A 17847-nucleotide genomic window follows, 5' to 3' on the forward strand; every position below is an offset into this window, starting at 1 on the left:
CGATCCCATTCACTGAGTCACTGACAGAAAGGGACGGATAGCCGGTGTCGACACCGTTCTATGTCTCTCCCCAGCAGGCGATGGCCGACCGCGCGGAGTACGCGCGCAAGGGCATCGCGCGCGGTCGCAGCCTGGTGGTGCTGCAGTACGCCGACGGCATCGTGTTCGTCGGCGAGAACCCGTCCCGTGCCCTCCACAAGTTCAGCGAGATCTACGACCGCATCGGTTTCGCGGCCGCCGGTAAGTACAACGAGTACGAGAACCTGCGGATCGGCGGGGTCCGGTACGCGGACCTGCGCGGTTACACCTACGACCGTGACGACGTGACGGCCCGTGGCCTGGCGAACGTCTACGCCCAGACGCTGGGCACGATCTTCTCCAGCGCGGGTGAGAAGCCGTACGAGGTGGAGCTGGTCGTCGCCGAGGTGGGCGAGTCCGCCGACGGCGACCAGATCTACCGGCTGCCGCACGACGGTTCCATCGTCGACGAGCACGGCTCGGTGGCGGTGGGTGGCAACGCGGAGCAGATCAGCACCTTCCTGGACCAGCGCCACCAGGACGGCATGTCGCTGCCCGAGGCGCTGAAGCTGGCCGTGCAGGCCCTGTCGAGGGACACGAACGGGAGCGAGCGGGAGATCCCCGCGGAGCGCCTGGAAGTGGCGGTCCTGGACCGTACGCGGCCGCAGCAGCGCAAGTTCAAGCGGATCGCCGGGCGGCAGCTGGAGCGGCTGCTGACGGCCGAGGGTGCGGCGGAGGTGTCGAAGGCGGCGTCCGAGGCGGTGTCCGACGACACGTCCTCCGACGACGGCGCCGACGGCGAGTCCGAGGCGTAGCGCGCGGATTATTCGCAGGTGTGCCCCGGCCGGTTCCTGACCGGCCGGGGCACACGTGTGTCAGGGGGCGGTGGTGAGCGGCGGCGGGGCGGTGGAGCCGCGGGGGACGAGCCGGACGGGCAGGGGAGAGGTGTCCGGGGTGCGGTCGTCGAGCACGGCGAGGAGGGCGGCCATGCCGCGGGCGCCGAAGTCCTCGGCGGGCAGGCGCACGGTGGTGAGTTCGGGTTCGAGTGCCGTGGCCAGGGAGAGGTCGTCGAAGCCGGTGACGGACAGGTCGTCGGGGACGCGCAGGCCGAGCCGGCGGGCGGCCTTGCAGGCGCCGGCGGCGATCTTGTCGTCGTCGCACACGATGACGGTGGGTGTCTGGAGGCCGCTGGTGCGCAGGGCGCGCTCGGCGGCGTGCTGGGCACCCTCGACGGTGAAGGGGGAGCGCACGGTGCGCAGCGTGGTGCCGGGCATCTGCCGGGTGCGGGCGGCGAGTTCGCGGGCGCGGACGTCGAAGGTCCAGGAGTCGACGGCCGAGGCGAGGTGCAGGAAGTGGCGGTGGCCGAGGCCGAGGAGGTGTTCGGTGAGCTGCCGGACGCCGTCGGGCAGGTCGAGGTTCACGGTGGTGGTGGCGGGGTCGCCGGGGTCGCTGTCGAGCATGACGAGCGGGAGGTCGTCACCGCGCAGGGTGGTGACGGCGTCGGCGGCCATGGAGGAGGCGAGGATGCCGTCGAGTGCGGCCTGTGAGGACGGGAAGGGGTCGCGGGCGGGGCCCGTGCCCTCGGGGGAGGGGTAGAGGACGACGCCGAAGTCGTGCTCGGCGGCGACGCGGGCGGCGCCCGTGTAGACCCCGGCGAAGAACTCGTTGGTGAGTGCGGGGACGACCAGGAGTGCGGTGCGGGTACGGCCCATGCGGAGGCTGCGGGCGGCGAGATTCGGCCGGTAGCCGAGCTGTCGTGCGGCGTCGCGGACGCGCTCGGCGGTGGTGGCGGCGACGCGGCCGCGCCATTTGTCGCCCATGACGAGGGAGACGGCGGCCTGGGAGACGCCGGCCGCGCGGGCCACGTCCCGGCTGGTGGGGCGGGTGGTCGCCGGGCCCTCGGTGCCGCTGGTCACTGGTGCCTCCGTGTCGTTCCTGGTCCGGCCTGGTCCGGTTCACGACGGTAGCGGGTGGCTGTCGGGGCCGGGCGCGTGGTACGTATGACGTCACGACGTTATACGTAAAACTTCAGGTGAGGGCGGGGCGATGGCCGCGGGTTATGCGGAGATCCTCAGGGCGCGGCATGCGATGCGGCTGCTGACGGGCACGCTGGTGGGCAGGCTGCCGAACGCGATCGCGGCGATCGCGATCGTGCTGTTCGTGCGCGAGGAGGGCGGTACCTACAGCCTGGCCGGCGCGCTGGCCGCGGTGTACGGCGTGGCGAACGCGGTGGGGCAGCCGGTGCTCGGCCGCCTCGTGGACCTGCGCGGCCAGCCGAAGGTGCAGCTGCCCGCCGCCGTCCTCTCGGCGCTCGCCATGACCGTCTTCGCCCTGGTGGGCACGGACACACCCGTGGTGGCGTATCTCGCGGTGGCGGCCGCCGGCCTGTTCACACCTCCGCTGGAGGGCGGGCTGCGCGCTCTGTGGCCGAGTGTGCTGCCGCGCGAGGAACAGGTGCATGTGGCGTACGCCATGGACGCCATCGCGCAGGAGGTCATGTTCACGGTCGGCCCGCTGCTCGTGACCGTGTGTGTGTCGCTGTGGTCGGCGCAGGCGGCGCTCGTCGTGCTCAACGTGATCGGCGTGCTCGGCGCCCTCTCCGTGGTGCTGTCGAAGCCCTCGCGCGCGTGGCGTTCCGCGCCCCGCGAGGCCCACTGGCTGGGCGCGCTGCGCTCGCCGGGCCTGCTGGTGCTGCTGGCCGCCTTCCTGTTCATCGGGCTCGCGCTCGGCTCCATCACCGTGGCGGGTGTCTCGTACGGGGACGACAACGGCGGCGACGCCGTGTACGGCTGGATGATGGCGGCGCTCGGGCTCGGCGCGCTCGTCGGCGGCGCGGTCTACGGCGCACGGCAGTGGAGTGGGGCTCCCGAGGGGCGACTTCGGTGGCTGGTGGCGCTTCTGGCGCTGTTCTACGTGCCGTTGGCGATCGTGCCGGGGCCGGTGGCCATGGTGGCGCTGACGGCGGTCGCGGGAGTGTTCCTCGCGCCCTGCATCGCGTGCGCGTTCATCGTCGTGGACCGGCACGCCCCGCGCGGGACGGTCACCGAGGCGTTCTCGTGGCTCGTGACGACGTTCACGGTGGGCGCGAGCGTCGGAACGGCCGTCGCGGGCCCCGTCGTCGAATGGGGCGGCACCCGGTGGGGCTTCGCCGTGCCGGCCGTGACGGGCGCCCTGGCACTGCTCGTCCTGCTGGCCACCGGTCGGGTCCTGAGCGCGCCGCACGCGTCCGGGCGTGTCGCGCTCTCATCGGAAAATGATCCGAACCGTGCCGTCCAACCCCGTTTCAGCTCGGGGGATCGGGCGTAATGTTCAGTCATGGACCGCCGCATTTTCGGGCTGGAGAACGAGTACGGCGTCACATGCACGTTCAGGGGACAGCGACGCCTGTCTCCTGACGAGGTGGCGCGGTACCTCTTCCGCCGTGTCGTGTCATGGGGCCGCAGCAGCAATGTCTTTCTGCGGAACGGCGCCCGCCTGTATCTGGACGTGGGTTCGCATCCGGAATACGCAACACCCGAATGCGACAACGTGACCGAGCTGGTCACCCACGACAAAGCGGGCGAGCGCATTCTGGAAGGCCTGCTCGTCGACGCCGAACGCCGCCTGCACGAGGAGGGAATCGCAGGCGACGTATATCTGTTCAAGAACAACACCGACTCGGCGGGAAACTCCTACGGCTGCCACGAGAATTACCTGGTGGCACGGCACGGGGAGTTCTCGCGACTCGCGGACATTCTCATCCCCTTCCTGGTCACCCGTCAGTTGCTGTGCGGCGCGGGCAAGGTGCTGCAGACGCCGCGCGGCGCGGTGTACTGCGTGAGCCAGCGCGCCGAGCACATCTGGGAGGGCGTCAGCTCCGCGACGACGCGCTCCCGGCCCATCATCAACACCCGCGACGAACCGCACGCGGACGCCGAGCGCTACCGCCGGCTGCACGTCATCGTCGGCGACTCGAACATGTCCGAGACGACCATGCTCCTCAAGGTCGGCGCCACCGACCTCGTGCTGCGCATGATCGAGGCCGGCACGGTGATGCGTGACCTGACCCTGGAGAACCCGATCCGGGCCATCCGCGAGGTCAGCCACGACATCACGGGCCGCCGCAAGGTCCGCCTGGCCAGCGGCCGCGAGGCCTCCGCCCTGGAGGTCCAGCGCGAGTACTACGAGAAGGCCGTGGACTTCTGCGAGCGCCGGGGCATCCGCACCGGCACCGTGGACCAGGTCCTCGAGCTGTGGGGCCGCACGCTCGACGCGATCGAGGAGGAGGACCTCGACCGCATCGGCACCGAGATCGACTGGGTCATGAAGTACAAGCTCATCGAGCGGTACCGGGCCAAGCACAACATGACCATGTCGCACCCGAGGGTCGCGCAGATAGACCTCGCCTACCACGACATCCACCGCCGTCGTGGTCTCTACTACCTCCTGGAGAGGAAGGGCCAGGCCGCCCGGATCTGCAACGACCTGAAGATCTTCGAGGGCAAGTCCGTGCCGCCGCAGACCACGCGCGCGCGGCTGCGCGGCGACTTCATCCGGCGCGCCCAGGAACAGCGCCGTGACTTCACGGTCGACTGGGTGCACCTGAAGCTGAACGACCAGGCGCAGCGCACCGTGCTGTGCAAGGACCCGTTCCGCAGCGTGGACGACCGGGTGGAGAAGCTGATCGCCGGTATGTAGGACCGGCGTGAAGAACCGGCGCGCGACACCGCCCAAAGGGGTGTTCGAGGCGTTCAGGAAGGGCCCCGTGCGAATCATTCTTACGGGGCCCTTCCGCTGCCCGTGGCACAGTTGCTCGAGGGCCTAGAGTGGCCGGACCGTATTCGAGCGACATGAGGATCACTGTGCGACGGCGACTTGCAGCTCTACTGATCGTTCCGGCACTGGCGCTGACCGCGGCGGCCTGTGGCAGCGACGACGGCAAGAAGGACTCGGCGGACAAGGCGGACTCCTCCGCCGCGCCGAAGTCGGCCGAGGTGCCCAAGCCCGTCGACACCGCGAACCCGATGCCGAAGGTCGCCGGTGACGTCGGCAAGAAGGCGTCCATCACGGTGCCCAAGGCCGACCCGAGCGGCAAGTTCGTCGTGCACACGCTCTCCGAGGGCGACGGCGCCGAGGTCAAGAAGAACGACCTGGTGACGATGAACTTCACGGGCAAGGTCTGGAAGGGCGGCAAGGACCTCGGCACCACCTACGGCCAGCAGGGCGGCGGCGACCAGATGGTGACCGCCGGCGCCGCGGGCCAGCTGCCCGCGTTCGCGCAGGCCGTCGTGGGGCAGAAGGAGGGCAGCCGGGTGCTCGTCGTGGCGCCGCCGGCCGCTGGCTTCGGTGCCCAGGGCAACCCGCAGGCGGGCGTCACGGGCGAGGACACGCTGGTCTTCGCCGTCGACGTCGGCAAGGTCGTCCCGAAGAAGGTCGAGGGCACCCAGGCCGCGATCCCGTCCGACCTGCCGCAGATCAAGGCCGACGAGGAGAAGCCGGCCACGATCTCCGTCCCGAAGAACGACCCGCCGAAGAAGCTCGTCGAGCAGGTCCTCATCAAGGGCAAGGGCGCCGAGGTCAAGAACGGCCAGACGGTCAGCATGCAGTACAGCGGTGCCGCCTGGAAGATCAACGAGGGCAAGGCCAAGGCCGAGCTGTTCGACTCCTCCTGGAACCGCGGCGGCCAGCCGTTCACCACGCCCATCGGCCAGGGCCAGGTCATCCAGGGCTGGGACAAGGGCATCGTCGGCAAGCACGTCGGTGACCGCGTCCTGCTGGTGATCCCGCCGGAGCAGGCCTACGGCGAGAAGGACCAGGGCAAGGCCCTGCCGGCCAAGTCCACCCTCGTCTTCGTCGTGGACATCCTTGCCGCGCACTGACCCTGTCGGTACAAGTGGCAGACTGTCCCGGTTGTCCGACAGCCAACAAGCAGGAGCACTTCACGTGAGCATCGACAAGCCCGAGGTCGACTTCCCCGTCGGCGAGCCGCCGGCGGACCTCCAGATCAAGGACATCTGGGAGGGCGAGGGCGCCGTGGCCAAGGCCGGCGACTTCGTCAAGGTCCACTACGTGGGCGTGGCCTTCTCCACCGGCGAGGAGTTCGACGCCTCCTGGAACCGCGGCAACCCGCTGGAGTTCCAGCTCGGTGCCGGCCAGGTCATCCAGGGCTGGGACCAGGGCGTGCAGGGCATGAAGGTCGGCGGTCGTCGTGAGCTGACCATCCCCTCGCACCTCGCGTACGGCGAGCGCGGCGCCGGCGGCGGGGCCATCGCCCCGGGCGAGACGCTGATCTTCGTCTGCGACCTGGTCGCCGTCTGACGGTCCGCGCGAGCGAGCCGAACGTCGTGAGAAGGGCCCGTGCCACCCGGCACGGGCCCTTCCGCCTTCCCGCCGGCCGCCCCGCCGCTTTGCCTCGGCTTTGCCCCTGGCTTTTGCCGCGACACCCCGGGGCGGTACGGTCGACGATCGGGAGCACTAGGGGAGCGCGCGGGGAGCCTCCGGGGACGAAAGGGCGTCGATGGCCATTGCCAAGGCCGAGCGGCTGATGAATCTGGCGCTGTGTCTGCTCGGGACGCGCCGACCGCTCAGCAAGCGGGAGCTGCGGAGCTCCATCGAGGCCTACCTGGAGGCGGGCAGCGACGACTCCTTCAACCGCATGTTCGAGCGCGACAAGGACGATCTGCGCGAGCTGGGCCTGGTCATCGAGACCGTGGAGAACCTGGACGGCGAGATCGGCTACCAGGCCCGCCGTGACAGCAACCGGCTGCCGCCCATCGCCCTCGACGCCGAGGAGGCCGCGGCCCTCGGCCTCGCCGCCAAGGTGTGGCAGCAGGCCCGCCTCGCCGGCGCCGCCAGCGGCGCCCTGCAGAAGCTGCGCGCCGCCGGCATGCCCGAGGACGTGGACCCGTACGAGCCGCACGGCGCGCTCGAGCCCCGCATCCCGGTGCGCGAGGCGTCCTTCGAGCCGCTGATGCTGGCCTGCCGCGACCGCCGCCCCGTCGTCTTCGACTACCGCAAGGCCACCGCCGCGCGCCCCGAGCAGCGCCAGGTCGAGCCCTGGGCCCTGGAGTGCTGGCGCGGCCACTGGTACCTGGCCGGCTGGGACCGCGACCGGGAGGCCGAGCGTGTCTTCCGCCTCTCCCGGATCACCGGCAAGGTCCGTTCCCGCGCGGGCCGCTTCAAGGCGCCCGTACCGGACGTGGTGACCGTGCGCGAGACCGTCGCGAGCTGGGCGGGCGAGACCGCCGACCGCTCCGCCCTGATCCGCCTGCGCGCCGGCGCCGGCTACCCGCTGCGCGCCAAGGCCGTCTCCGTACGCGACCTGGGCGACGGCTGGGACGAGGTGGAGATCCCGTACGGGCACGGGCTCGACGCCTGGCTCGTGGAGTTCGGCCCCGACGTGGTCGTGCTCGAGCCCGCCGAACTGCGGGCCGACGTGGTGGAGCGGCTGCGCGCCGTGGCCAAGGGCTGAGGGGACGTACGACCATGGCTGCCAACGCCATCGACCAGACCCGGCGGATGCTCTCCCTGGTGACGTATCTGCGCGAGCGCCCCGGCGCCCACGTCAGCGACGTCGCGCGGGCCTTCGGCATCACCGAGGACGAGCTGATCGCCGACCTCGACGTGCTGCCGCTGTGCGGCACCAGCTTCCGCGGCGGTGACCTGCTCGACATCGACACCGACGGCGACCGCATCTGGTGGCACAACCCGGCCGCCCTGTCCGCGGAGGCCGCCGAGCCGCTGCGCATCGCCTCCGACGAGGCCACCGCGCTGCTCGTCGCCGCGCGCGCCGTCGCGACGCTCCCGGGCCTGCGCGAGAGCGACCGGCTCGCGCTGCTGCGGGCGACCGCCAAGCTGGAGACCGCCGCCGGTGAGATGGCCGGCGCCAGCGCCCGGCTGAACGTGACCTTCGAGTCCGAGGGCGGCGTCTTCGCCGACGTCGACCGGGCGATCTCCGAGCGGCGCCGGCTGTGGATCCGCTACTACTCGCCCGCCCGCGACGAGCTGACCGAGCGCGAGATCGACCCCATCCGGCTCGTCAGCGTCGGCCACACCTATGTGGAGGCGTGGTGCCGCCGCTCCGAGGCCCGGCGCACGTTCCGGCTCGACCGGGTCGCCGAGATCCGGGTCCTGGACGAGGCGTCGGCGCCGCCCGAGATAGAGCTGCGGGACCTGTCCGAGGCGCTCGTGCAGCCCGCCGCCGAGGACCCCGAGGTCGTCGTGGAGGTCGGCCCCGGCGGGCGCTGGGTCGCCGAGTACTACCCGCACGACAGCGCCGAGGAGCTGCCCGACGGCGGGCTGCGGATCACGCTGCGCACCCCCGACCCGTCCTCGCTGCGCCGGCTCGCCCTGCGGCTCGGCGGCGACGGGCACATCGTGGCCCCCGCCGACCTGGCCGACAGCGCGCGCGACGCGGCCCGCGAGGCCCTCGCCGCGTACGAGTTGTGACGTCTGCCGCATTCGGGGCGGTTCGAGCGACACGCGGAACTTCGGGCGACAGGTAAGAGAAGGGTGTGAGGTGGGCGACATGGGTGGAGCGACCGGACTGATGGGCGTCTCCGGAATATCCGCCGTGGCGGGGATCCAGGCGCCCGTGGTCTTCAAGGCCGCCTGCCCGCACTGCCGGGCCGGCTTCGAACTGGCCGCGTCCTCGCTCCGGTTGGTGATCGGCGGCAGCCGCCGCACCACCTTCTACTCCTTCACCTGCCCCGAGTGCTCCAGCGCCGTGCGCAAACCGGCCGGCGAGCGCATCGTCGAACTCCTCACCGGTGGCGGGGTGCGCACCCTGCGCCTCCACCAGACCGTCTAGGCTCGGCGCATGTTCTGGGCGATGCTGGCGGTGGCCGTGGGGTTCGTGGGACTCGCCGTCCTGGCGGTTCTCGCGGTGAGGGTGTTCGTCGAGGCGCAGCGTCTGAGCCGCCAAGTCGCCGACACGACACGGCGGATCAACAGCGCGGCCGAGGAGCTGGAGCGTGCCGCGGTGAGTGTCGCGAAGGCCGGCGGCGACGCGGTCTGACATCGTGTCGGGCGTCCCGGTCCGGACGCGGACGCCCGCGGGAAGCGGCGATGGAAAGCGCTTTACCCCCGTGGCCTGTCGGTGCGCGGGGTCCGCCGGGTACGCTCGCTTACGCGGCCTGGGAGCGAGGCGCGGGCCGCAAGCGGGAGTACGCACGGGGATTGCCCCCTGTTCACCCCCACGGGATACGATCGCTGCCAGCACGGTGGTCGGACAACAGTCCGAAGTTCGGCCGGTACCGGCAGCCCCGCCCCTGCCGCCTCAGTGAGAAGGTAAACGCATATGTTCGGTGGAAAGATCGGCGCCCCCGAGTTGATCATCCTGCTCGTGGTCATCCTCCTCCTGTTCGGCGCGAAGAAGCTTCCGGACATGGCGCGCTCGCTCGGCAAGTCGGCCCGCATCCTCAAGAGCGAGGCCAAGGCCATGAAGAGCGAGGGTGGCAACAAGGATGCCGCTCCGTCCGACCCGCCGAAGACGGACGAGCAGCCTCCGGCCCAGCGCACCATCCAGGCCGCTCCCGGCGACGTGAGCAGCTCGCGTCCGGTGACCGAGCAGACGAACCAGACGACGCAGAGCTGATCCAAGGCCGCCCCGCAGCGGCGGCCTGTCGCACGAGATGAGGACGTGGGTTGCTCAAGTCTGCCCGCAAACAGGAGAAGGACCCCGAGGGGCGGATGCCGCTCGCGGAGCACCTGCGTGAGCTTCGCAACCGACTCGGGAAGGCCGTCCTGGCCATCCTCGTCGTCACGATCGTCGCCGCCTTCTACTACAAGGACATCATCGAGTTCTTCACGAACCCGGTCCTCGAGTCGGTCGGCTGCGACAAGACCTTCGCCGAACTGACGGCCAAGGCGGCGGACAACAAGGACGCCAACGAGCAGTGCGCCCGCATCGTGCTCAACGGTCTGATCACGCCCTTCACGCTCGCCCTGAAGGTCTCCCTCATGGCCGGTGTGATCGCCGCCTCGCCGGTCTGGCTCTACCAGCTGTGGGGCTTCGTCGCGCCCGGCCTGCACAAGCACGAGAAGAAGTACGCGACCGCCTTCGTGGCGACCGGCGTTCCGCTGTTCCTCGGCGGCGCGTTCTTCGCGTACAAGACGCTGCCGACGATGGCGCGCGTGCTGCTCGACTTCTCGCCGGCCAACATCGACAACCAGCTGCCGCTCGACGACCTGCTGGACCTGATCACCCGCATGGTGATCGTCTTCGGTCTCTCCTTCGAGCTGCCGCTGCTCCTGGTCATGCTCAACCTCACCGGCGTGCTCAGCGGCAAGAAGATGCTCGGCTGGTGGCGCGGGATGATCATGGGCATCACCGTCTTCGCGGCGGTGGCCACGCCCAGCACCGACCCGCTGACCATGCTCGCCCTCGCCGGCCCGATCTGGGTGCTCTACTTCGCGGCGACGGGCTTCTCGCTCCTGAACGACCGGCGCAAGCGGCGCATCGAGGCGGCGGGTCCCGGTGACGACGAGGCGTCCGAGCTCGACCTCACGCCCGAGGAGATCGGCGAGGTCGAGACGGTGAGCGCCGGCCGCTCGGTGCCGGAGCAGTCCACCGGCGAGCAGGACCGGATCAACGGTTACGACGATGTGACCTGAGGTAACCGCGGTTCAGGGCCGGGCACTTGTTAGGGTCCGGCCGTGAGCTGCGACATCACCCTCTTCGTCAATCCCACCGCGGGCCGCGGCCGGGGCGCACACGCTGCGCAGCCGGCCGCTTCCGCGTTGCGGGCCGCCGGATTCTCCGTGCGCACGGTCATCGGGGAGGACGCCGCCGACGCCCTCGCACGCGCGCGTGCCGCCGTGGCCGAGGGCACCGGCGCCCTCGTGGCCGTCGGCGGGGACGGACTGGTGAACCTCGCCCTGCAGGCCGTCGCCGGCACCCGCACCCCGCTCGGCGTGGTCGCCGTCGGCACCGGCAACGACTTCGCCCGCGCCCTCGGACTGCCCGTGCGGGACCCGGCCGCCGCCGGAGCGCTCGTCGCCGAGGCGCTCAAGGGCGAGGAGATCCGCGAGATCGACCTCGGGCGGATCGGCGACCACTGGTTCGGCACCGTCCTCGCCTCCGGCTTCGACTCCCGGGTCAACGACCGCGGCAACCGGATGCGGCTGCCGCTCGGCCGCTTCAAGTACGACCTGGCGATCGCCCTGGAACTCGCCGCCTTCAAGCCGGTGCCCTTCCGCCTCACCCTCGACGACGGCTCCGTGCGCGAGGTCCCCGCCACCCTCGTCGCCGTCGGCAACGGCACCTCCTACGGAGGCGGCATGCGGATATGCGCCGACGCGGAGATGGACGACGGCCTCTTCGACGTGACCGTCGTGGGGGACTGCTCGCGCGCCACCCTGCTGCGCGTCTTCCCGCGCGTCTACAAGGGCACGCACCTGACCCACCCCAAGGTCACCGTGTACCGCGCGCGCCGCGTCGAGCTCGCCGCGCCCGACATCACGGCGTACGCGGACGGCGAGCCGGTGGGAGCGCTGCCGCTGGCCGCGGAGTGCGTGCCGGGGGCCGTGCGCGTCCTGGTCCGAGGCCCTCGCCCGAGTGCTTAGCGGATAATGATCGTCCGATGTCAGTGACGGCCGGTAGGCTCGAAAGCACGATGACAGAGGACCTCTCACCGGCCGAGCGGTACGCGGCATCCCGTAAGCGGGCCGCCGAGCAGGCCACCGCGCTCGCGACCTTCCGCGAGATGTACGACTTCGGCCTCGACCCCTTCCAGATCGAGGCCTGCCAGGCGCTGGAGGCGGGCAAGGGCGTCCTGGTGGCGGCGCCCACCGGCTCCGGCAAGACGATCGTCGGCGAGTTCGCCGTCCACCTCGCCCTCCTGCAGGGCGAGAAATGCTTCTACACGACACCCATCAAGGCGCTGTCGAACCAGAAGTACCAGGACCTCGCCAAGCGCTACGGCTCCGACAAGGTCGGCCTGCTGACCGGCGACAACAGTGTGAACAGCGACGCGCCCATCGTCGTCATGACCACCGAGGTCCTGCGGAACATGCTGTACGCGGGCTCCCGCTCGCTGCTGGGCCTCGGCTACGTGGTCATGGACGAGGTGCACTACCTCTCCGACCGCTTCCGCGGCGCCGTCTGGGAAGAGGTGATCATCCACCTCCAGGAGTCGGTGACCCTGGTCTCCCTCTCGGCGACGGTGTCGAACGCGGAGGAGTTCGGCGACTGGCTGGACACCGTGCGCGGCGACACCGAGGTGATCGTCTCCGAGCACCGGCCCGTGCCGCTGTTCCAGCACGTGCTCGCCGGGCGCCGCATGTACGACCTCTTCGAGGAGGGCGAGGGTCACAAGAAGGCGGTCAACCCGGACCTGACGCGGATGGCCCGCATGGAGGCGAGCCGGCCGTCCTTCCAGGACCGGCGGCGCGGGCGGGCCATGCGCGAGGCGGACCGTGAGCGCGAGCGCCGCCAGCGCTCCCGCATGTGGACGCCGGGGCGGCCCGAGGTGATCGACCGGCTCGACTCCGAGGGGCTCCTGCCCGCGATCACCTTCATCTTCAGCCGCGCCGCCTGCGAGGCGGCCGTCCAGCAGTGCCTGTACGCGGGCCTGCGGCTGAACGACGACGAGGCGCGGGCCAGGGTCCGCGAGATCGTCGAGGAGCGCACGGCGTCCATCCCCGACGAGGACCTGCACGTCCTCGGCTACTACGAGTGGCTGGAGGGCCTCGAGCGCGGCATCGCGGCCCACCACGCGGGCATGCTGCCGACCTTCAAGGAGGTCGTCGAGGAGCTCTTCGTCAAGGGCCTGGTCAAGGCGGTCTTCGCGACCGAGACCCTGGCGCTGGGGATCAACATGCCGGCCCGCTCGGTCGTCCTGGAGAAGCTCGTCAAGTGGAACGGGGAGCAGCACGCCGACATCACCCCGGGCGAGTACACGCAGCTGACCGGCCGCGCCGGCCGCCGGGGCATCGACGTCGAGGGCCACGCCGTCGTGCTGTGGCAGCGCGGCTTCAGCCCCGAGCACCTGGCCGGACTGGCCGGCACGCGCACGTACCCGCTCCGCTCCAGCTTCAAGCCGTCGTACAACATGGCGGTGAACCTGGTGGAGCAGTTCGGGCGGCACCGCTCGCGCGAGCTGCTCGAGACCTCCTTCGCCCAGTTCCAGGCGGACAAGTCGGTCGTCGGCATCTCCCGGCAGGTGCAGAAGAACGAGGAGGGGCTCGAGGGCTACAAGGAGTCCATGACCTGCCACCTCGGCAACTTCGACGAGTACGCGCGGCTGCGCCGCGAGCTGAAGGACCGTGAGACGGACCTGGCCAAGCAGGGCGCGGCCCAGCGCCGGGCCCAGGCCGCCGCCGCCCTGGAGAAGCTCAAGCCGGGCGACGTGATCCACGTGCCCACCGGCAAGTTCGCGGGTCTCGCGCTCGTCCTGGACCCGGGCCTGCCCGGGGGCCGGTCCAACGGGCACCGCGGCTTCGAGTCCCACGACGGCCCCCGCCCGCTGGTGCTCACCGCCGAGCGGCAGGTCAAACGGCTCGCGTCCATCGACTTCCCGGTGCCCGTCGAGGCGCTGGAGCGGATGCGCATCCCGAAGTCGTTCAACGCGCGCTCGCCGCAGTCCCGGCGCGACCTCGCCTCGGCGCTGCGCACCAAGGCCGGCCACATCGTGCCCGACCGGCACAAGAAGAGCCGCTCGGCCGCCGCGGACGACCGCGAGATCATCCGGCTCCGCGCCGAGCTGCGCGCCCACCCGTGCCACGGCTGCTCCGAGCGCGAGGACCACGCGCGCTGGGCCGAGCGCTACCACCGGCTCAAGCGGGACACCGCGCAGCTGGAGCGCCGCATCGAGGGCCGGACGAACACGATCGCCCGCACCTTCGACCGCATCGTCAAGCTGCTGACCGAGATGGACTATCTGCGCGGCGACGAGGTCACCGAGCACGGCAAGCGGCTGGCCCGGCTCTACGGCGAGCTGGACCTGCTGGCGAGCGAGTGCCTGCGCGACGGCGTCTGGGAGGGCCTGGACCCGGCCGAACTGGCGGCGTGCGTCTCGGCGTTGGTGTTCGAGGCGCGAGCCGCCGACGACGCGCTCGCCCCGAAGCTGCCCTCGGGCCGCGCCAAGGCCGCGCTCGGCGAGATGGTCCGCATCTGGGGCCGGCTCGACGCGCTGGAGGAGGACTTCCGGATCAGCCAGACCGAGGGCGTCGGGCAGCGCGAGCCCGATCTCGGCTTCGCCTGGGCCGCGTACGAGTGGGCCTCCGGCAAGGGGCTCGACGAGGTGCTGCGCGAGGCGGAGATGCCGGCGGGCGACTTCGTGCGCTGGTGCAAGCAGGTCATCGACGTGCTCGGGCAGATCGCCGCGGCCGCCCCCAGGGAGGGCTCCACGGTCGCGAAGAACGCGCGCAAGGCCGTCGACGGACTGCTGCGCGGCGTCGTGGCGTACTCGTCCGTCGGCTAGCCGACGCTCCGTCAGAAGGGCGCCGTCCGCAGGGACGGCGCCCTTTCGCGTGCCCGGGGGGGGCAGGGGGAAGGGCCCGGATTCGCGTACCCGGACGTGATCACTCCATGCGTTCGAATCTGAGCGGAGCGTGCAAATGGGAGCGAGTGTATGCCCGGCGCGGGGGTGCGTGCAGGGCCTTGCCGAATATGACTCGGCGATGATCCGGTCGGACTAAGCTCGCCCGTAGCGCACCGAGTTGAGATGTATTCGGGCGCTTGTTCCCCTATGCGTGGATGGTTCGCGTCGAGCCCCGGTACGAAATACGACGGACCACCGCGAATTCCCCGACCCGATTGTTTTTAGAGGGCATACATGGTGAGTGTTCAATCGCCTCCCGGTGGCCGAGAAGTCCCCTACACACGCGTGCTGTTGCTGCCCGCCATGGTCATGGCGGCCGCCACCGGAGCAGCCGTCGCCGTGGTCACGCAGCCCGCCCGCCTCGCGGTCGCCCTGTGCGGCGCCCTCGGCACGCTCCTGGTCGTCGCCGTCGCCGCCGAGGCCGTCCGCCGCGGCCGCGTCCTCAAGGGCCTGCGCGCCCAATACGCCCAGCACGTCGCCGAGTTGGAAGCCCGGGTCGACGGCCACGAGCAGCTCACGATGCGCGTCGCCAAGGAAGTCCTGCCGCACGCCCTCTACCGCATGCGCAAGGGCGCCAACCCGCGTGACGCGGTCCGCGACACCTGCGACTCCGAGGCGGCCTTCCGCGACGTCACGCGCGGCGAGCGCGAGCTGCTCTACCGCTGTCTGAAGGAGATCGACCGGGAGGCCGCCTTCCGCGACGGCGCCCAGCGCTCCTTCGTCTCCGTCGCCCGCCGCGTCCAGGCCATCGTGCACAAGCAGTCCCAGGAACTGCGCGAGATGGAAGAGGACCACGGCCGCAACCCCGAGGTCTTCGACGACCTCCTGCGCATCGACCACGGCACCGCCCTGATCGGCCGCCTCGCCGACTCCGTCACCGTCCTCGGTGGCGCCCGGCCCGGCCGCCAGTGGCCCAAGCCCGTCAAGCTCTACAGCGTGCTGCGCGGCGCCATGTCGCGCATCCTCGAGTACCCGCGCATCGACCTGCACGCCATCTGCGACGTCGCCATCCAGGGCATCCACGTCGAACCCCTCATCCACGCCTGCGCCGAGCTCCTCGACAACGCGACCCGCTACTCGCCGCCGCAGACCCGCGTGCACGTCACCGCCGTCGAGGTGCAGACCGGCATCGCCATCGAGATCGAGGACGGCGGCGTCAGCCTCGGCGAGGAGCAGCGCGCCCGCGTCGAGCGGATGCTGGAGCGCGCCCAGGCCGGCTACGACCTGAACGACCTGGGCGAGAGCCCCCGCCTCGGCCTCGCCATCGTCGGCCGGCTCTGCGCCATGTACGACATGAAGATCTCGCTGCGCCAGTCCGCGTACGGCGGCGTGCGCGCCGTGCTGATCGTGCCGCGCGAGATGATGAGCTCCGGACCCGCGCCCGGCCGCGCCCACGGCATCGGCGCCAGCGCCGTGCCCCGCGTCGACCACAACGGCGTCCCGGTCAAGGAAGAGCCGCGGCTGAAGAAGACGCGTCGCCCCACCACGGGACCGCGTCCCTCCGCCCCGCTCGTCGCGATGGAGGACGACGTCCCCGTGGTCACCGAATGGCGGGCCAACGGGCTCCCGCAGCGCCGGCGCAAGGTCGACACCAAGGTCATCGACAACCAGATCATCGTCACCCCGCGCCACCCCGATCTGTCCCTGCCCGCCCCCGCGGCGGCCGCCCCGCTGCCCCCGGCCCAGCCGGAGCACGAGCGGCCCGCGCAGCCCGAACCGGGCCTGTGGGTCGAGGCGTTCATGAACGGGCTCAAGCCCGACGCCCCGGACGGGCCCGGAGCGGACAAGCCGTACGACGACGCGTACAACCAGCAGGCCGAAGAGGGAGACCACCAGTGATCCAGCAAAGGGCCAACTTCGACTGGATGCTCAAGGAGCTCGCCGAGAGCGTCTCCAACGTGCGCCAGGTGGTGGTGCTCTCCGCGGACGGCCTGCGCATCGCCCGGTACGGCGGAGACCCCGACGCGGCCGACCGGATCGCCGCGGCCTGCGCCGGACTCCAGTCGCTCGCCTCCGCCGTCGCCACGGAGATCCCCGACAGCAGCGGCAAGATGAACATGGTCATCATCGAGGTCGACGGCGGCTTCTTCTATCTGATGGCGGCCGGCAAGGGCGCCTATCTCGCCGTCCTCGCCGACCAGTTCGTCGACGCCGGAATGATCAGCCACCAGATGCGCGACCTCGTCATCCGGATCGGCGCCCACCTGACCAGCCCGCCCCGACGCAACGGCCAGACTGTATGACTCTCCGCCCCCCCGACCCCCCCTTCCGGGAAGAGCCGCCCCAGCGCGAGCGCCGCCCCGGCTCGGACGCCAAAGAGCGCGATCCGGAGCGGCTGTACGTGATCACCGGCGGCACCGACGGCACGGAGCGGGCGCCCCTCGATCTGGTCACCCTGATCGTGGCGCGCTCCGAACCGCCCCCGACGGCCCCGCCCGAACAGGCCGCCGTCTTACGGATGTGCCGCAACCCCCTCTCCACGGCCGAGATCTCGGCCTACCTCAACCTGCCGTTCAGCGTGGTCACCGTGCTGCTCGGCGAACTCCTCGCGGCCGAACTGGTCCAGGCGCGCGCACCCGTCATCCGCGGCGCCGTGGCCGACCGTTCCCTCCTCGAAGCGGTGATGCATGGACTACAGAAGCTCTGACAGCACGGCCGGGACGGAGACCGCCGTCGGGAGCCTGCACATCCCCGGTCCGCGGGCCGAGGACCGGATGCCCGACACGGTCACCTCGGCCGTCAAGATCGTGATCGTCGGCGGCTTCGGCGTCGGCAAGACCACCATGGTGGGCTCGGTCAGCGAGATCCGCCCGCTCACCACCGAAGAGACCATGACGCAGGCCGGCATCGGCGTCGACGACAACTACGGCTCGGAGACCAAGACCGCCACCACCGTGGCCATGGACTTCGGCCGCATCAGCATCACCGACGAACTGGTCCTGTACCTCTTCGGGACCCCGGGCCAGGAGCGCTTCTGGTTCCTGTGGAACGGCCTGTTCGAGGGCGCCCTCGGCGCCGTCGTGCTCATCGACACCCGGCGCCTCGAAGTCAGCTTCGACGTGATCGGGCGCCTGGAGGAGCGCGGCGTCCCCTTCGTCATCGCCAACAACGCCTTCCCCGACGGCCCGCGCTACCCCAACGAGGAACTGCGCAACGCGCTCGACCTCGACCCGCACGTCCCGATCGTCGAGTGCGACGCGCGCCGCCGGGCCTCCAGCCGCGACGTCCTGATGACGCTGATGCGCTACCTGCACGAGATGGCACTGGCCCGCGCCTGAGCCCCGCGCCGCCCCCCGCCCGACCCGAC

18 protein-coding genes are annotated in these 17847 nt (G+C 71.0%); 17 read left to right on the forward strand and 1 reads right to left on the reverse strand.

The window, feature by feature from the left end; genetic code table 11:
- Window positions 1-44 precede the first annotated feature (44 nt).
- Window positions 45-833, forward strand: a complete 789-nt coding sequence (prcA, locus tag ACIBTU_RS23920; RefSeq protein ID WP_399128422.1) for a proteasome subunit alpha — start codon at window positions 45-47, stop codon at window positions 831-833.
- A gap of 60 nt (window positions 834-893) precedes the next feature.
- Here the strand turns inward: prcA and ACIBTU_RS23925 are convergent, their stop codons facing one another.
- Entirely contained in the window at window positions 894-1934 is a 1041-nt protein-coding gene (locus ACIBTU_RS23925) for a LacI family DNA-binding transcriptional regulator (protein ID WP_399128423.1), read from the reverse strand.
- Between the two features lie 130 nt (window positions 1935-2064).
- On the opposite strand from ACIBTU_RS23925, the gene ACIBTU_RS23930 reads away from it, so the two are divergent.
- The 16 genes from ACIBTU_RS23930 to ACIBTU_RS24005 all read left to right on the forward strand — a co-directional run bounded on the left by ACIBTU_RS23930 (window position 2065) and on the right by ACIBTU_RS24005 (window position 17818).
- Entirely contained in the window at window positions 2065-3324 is a 1260-nt protein-coding gene (locus ACIBTU_RS23930) for an MFS transporter (protein WP_399128424.1), read from the forward strand.
- Window positions 3325-3333: 9 nt separating this feature from the next.
- Window positions 3334-4695, forward strand: a complete 1362-nt coding sequence (gene pafA / locus ACIBTU_RS23935) for a Pup--protein ligase (protein ID WP_399128425.1) — start codon at window positions 3334-3336, stop codon at window positions 4693-4695.
- Window positions 4696-4847: 152 nt separating this feature from the next.
- Complete coding sequence (locus ACIBTU_RS23940) at window positions 4848-5876, forward strand: FKBP-type peptidyl-prolyl cis-trans isomerase (RefSeq protein WP_399128427.1); 1029 nt, start codon at window positions 4848-4850, stop codon at window positions 5874-5876.
- 64 nt (window positions 5877-5940) lie between these two features.
- On the forward strand, window positions 5941-6315 hold the full coding sequence (locus tag ACIBTU_RS23945) for an FKBP-type peptidyl-prolyl cis-trans isomerase (protein ID WP_399128428.1): 375 nt from the start codon (window positions 5941-5943) through the stop codon (window positions 6313-6315).
- A 199-nt stretch (window positions 6316-6514) separates the two neighbouring features.
- Complete coding sequence (locus ACIBTU_RS23950) at window positions 6515-7468, forward strand: helix-turn-helix transcriptional regulator (RefSeq protein ID WP_399128429.1); 954 nt, start codon at window positions 6515-6517, stop codon at window positions 7466-7468.
- 14 nt (window positions 7469-7482) lie between these two features.
- The gene (locus ACIBTU_RS23955; protein ID WP_399128430.1) at window positions 7483-8445 is read left to right on the forward strand and encodes a helix-turn-helix transcriptional regulator; all 963 of its coding nucleotides are present in this window, start codon (window positions 7483-7485) and stop codon (window positions 8443-8445) included.
- A 79-nt stretch (window positions 8446-8524) separates the two neighbouring features.
- Window positions 8525-8806: a hypothetical protein gene (locus ACIBTU_RS23960; RefSeq protein ID WP_399128432.1), complete on the forward strand. Its 282-nt coding sequence runs from the start codon at window positions 8525-8527 to the stop codon at window positions 8804-8806.
- 9 nt (window positions 8807-8815) lie between these two features.
- The gene (locus tag ACIBTU_RS23965; protein ID WP_188339901.1) at window positions 8816-9013 is read left to right on the forward strand and encodes a hypothetical protein; all 198 of its coding nucleotides are present in this window, start codon (window positions 8816-8818) and stop codon (window positions 9011-9013) included.
- Window positions 9014-9295: 282 nt separating this feature from the next.
- A complete protein-coding gene (gene tatA, locus ACIBTU_RS23970; RefSeq protein WP_399128434.1) occupies window positions 9296-9592 on the forward strand; it encodes a Sec-independent protein translocase subunit TatA in 297 nt (98 codons plus the stop codon).
- Between the two features lie 50 nt (window positions 9593-9642).
- Window positions 9643-10611 carry a twin-arginine translocase subunit TatC gene (tatC, locus tag ACIBTU_RS23975; RefSeq protein ID WP_399128435.1) on the forward strand — a complete coding sequence of 323 codons (969 nt, stop codon included), beginning with the start codon at window positions 9643-9645 and terminating at the stop codon, window positions 10609-10611.
- Window positions 10612-10653: 42 nt separating this feature from the next.
- Window positions 10654-11562 (forward strand): diacylglycerol kinase, encoded by a 909-nt coding sequence (locus ACIBTU_RS23980; RefSeq protein WP_399128437.1) that lies wholly within the window; start codon window positions 10654-10656, stop codon window positions 11560-11562.
- Window positions 11563-11612: 50 nt separating this feature from the next.
- Complete coding sequence (locus ACIBTU_RS23985; protein WP_399128438.1) at window positions 11613-14420, forward strand: DEAD/DEAH box helicase; 2808 nt, start codon at window positions 11613-11615, stop codon at window positions 14418-14420.
- Between the two features lie 354 nt (window positions 14421-14774).
- Window positions 14775-16379: a sensor histidine kinase gene (locus tag ACIBTU_RS23990; protein ID WP_399128439.1), complete on the forward strand. Its 1605-nt coding sequence runs from the start codon at window positions 14775-14777 to the stop codon at window positions 16377-16379.
- Window positions 16376-16783, forward strand: a complete 408-nt coding sequence (locus ACIBTU_RS23995; protein WP_188339907.1) for a roadblock/LC7 domain-containing protein — start codon at window positions 16376-16378, stop codon at window positions 16781-16783. Before ACIBTU_RS23990 ends, ACIBTU_RS23995 begins: the two co-directional genes overlap by 4 nt.
- Complete coding sequence (locus ACIBTU_RS24000) at window positions 16780-17187, forward strand: DUF742 domain-containing protein (protein WP_399128440.1); 408 nt, start codon at window positions 16780-16782, stop codon at window positions 17185-17187. The genes ACIBTU_RS23995 and ACIBTU_RS24000 overlap by 4 nt, the downstream gene beginning before the upstream one ends.
- Window positions 17168-17818 carry a GTP-binding protein gene (locus tag ACIBTU_RS24005; RefSeq protein ID WP_399128441.1) on the forward strand — a complete coding sequence of 217 codons (651 nt, stop codon included), beginning with the start codon at window positions 17168-17170 and terminating at the stop codon, window positions 17816-17818. Before ACIBTU_RS24000 ends, ACIBTU_RS24005 begins: the two co-directional genes overlap by 20 nt.
- Window positions 17819-17847 lie beyond the last annotated feature (29 nt).

It is taken from the genome of Streptomyces sp. NPDC050145 (assembly GCF_044460245.1).
In the GTDB taxonomy this organism is placed as follows: Bacteria; Actinomycetota; Actinomycetes; order Streptomycetales; family Streptomycetaceae; genus Streptomyces.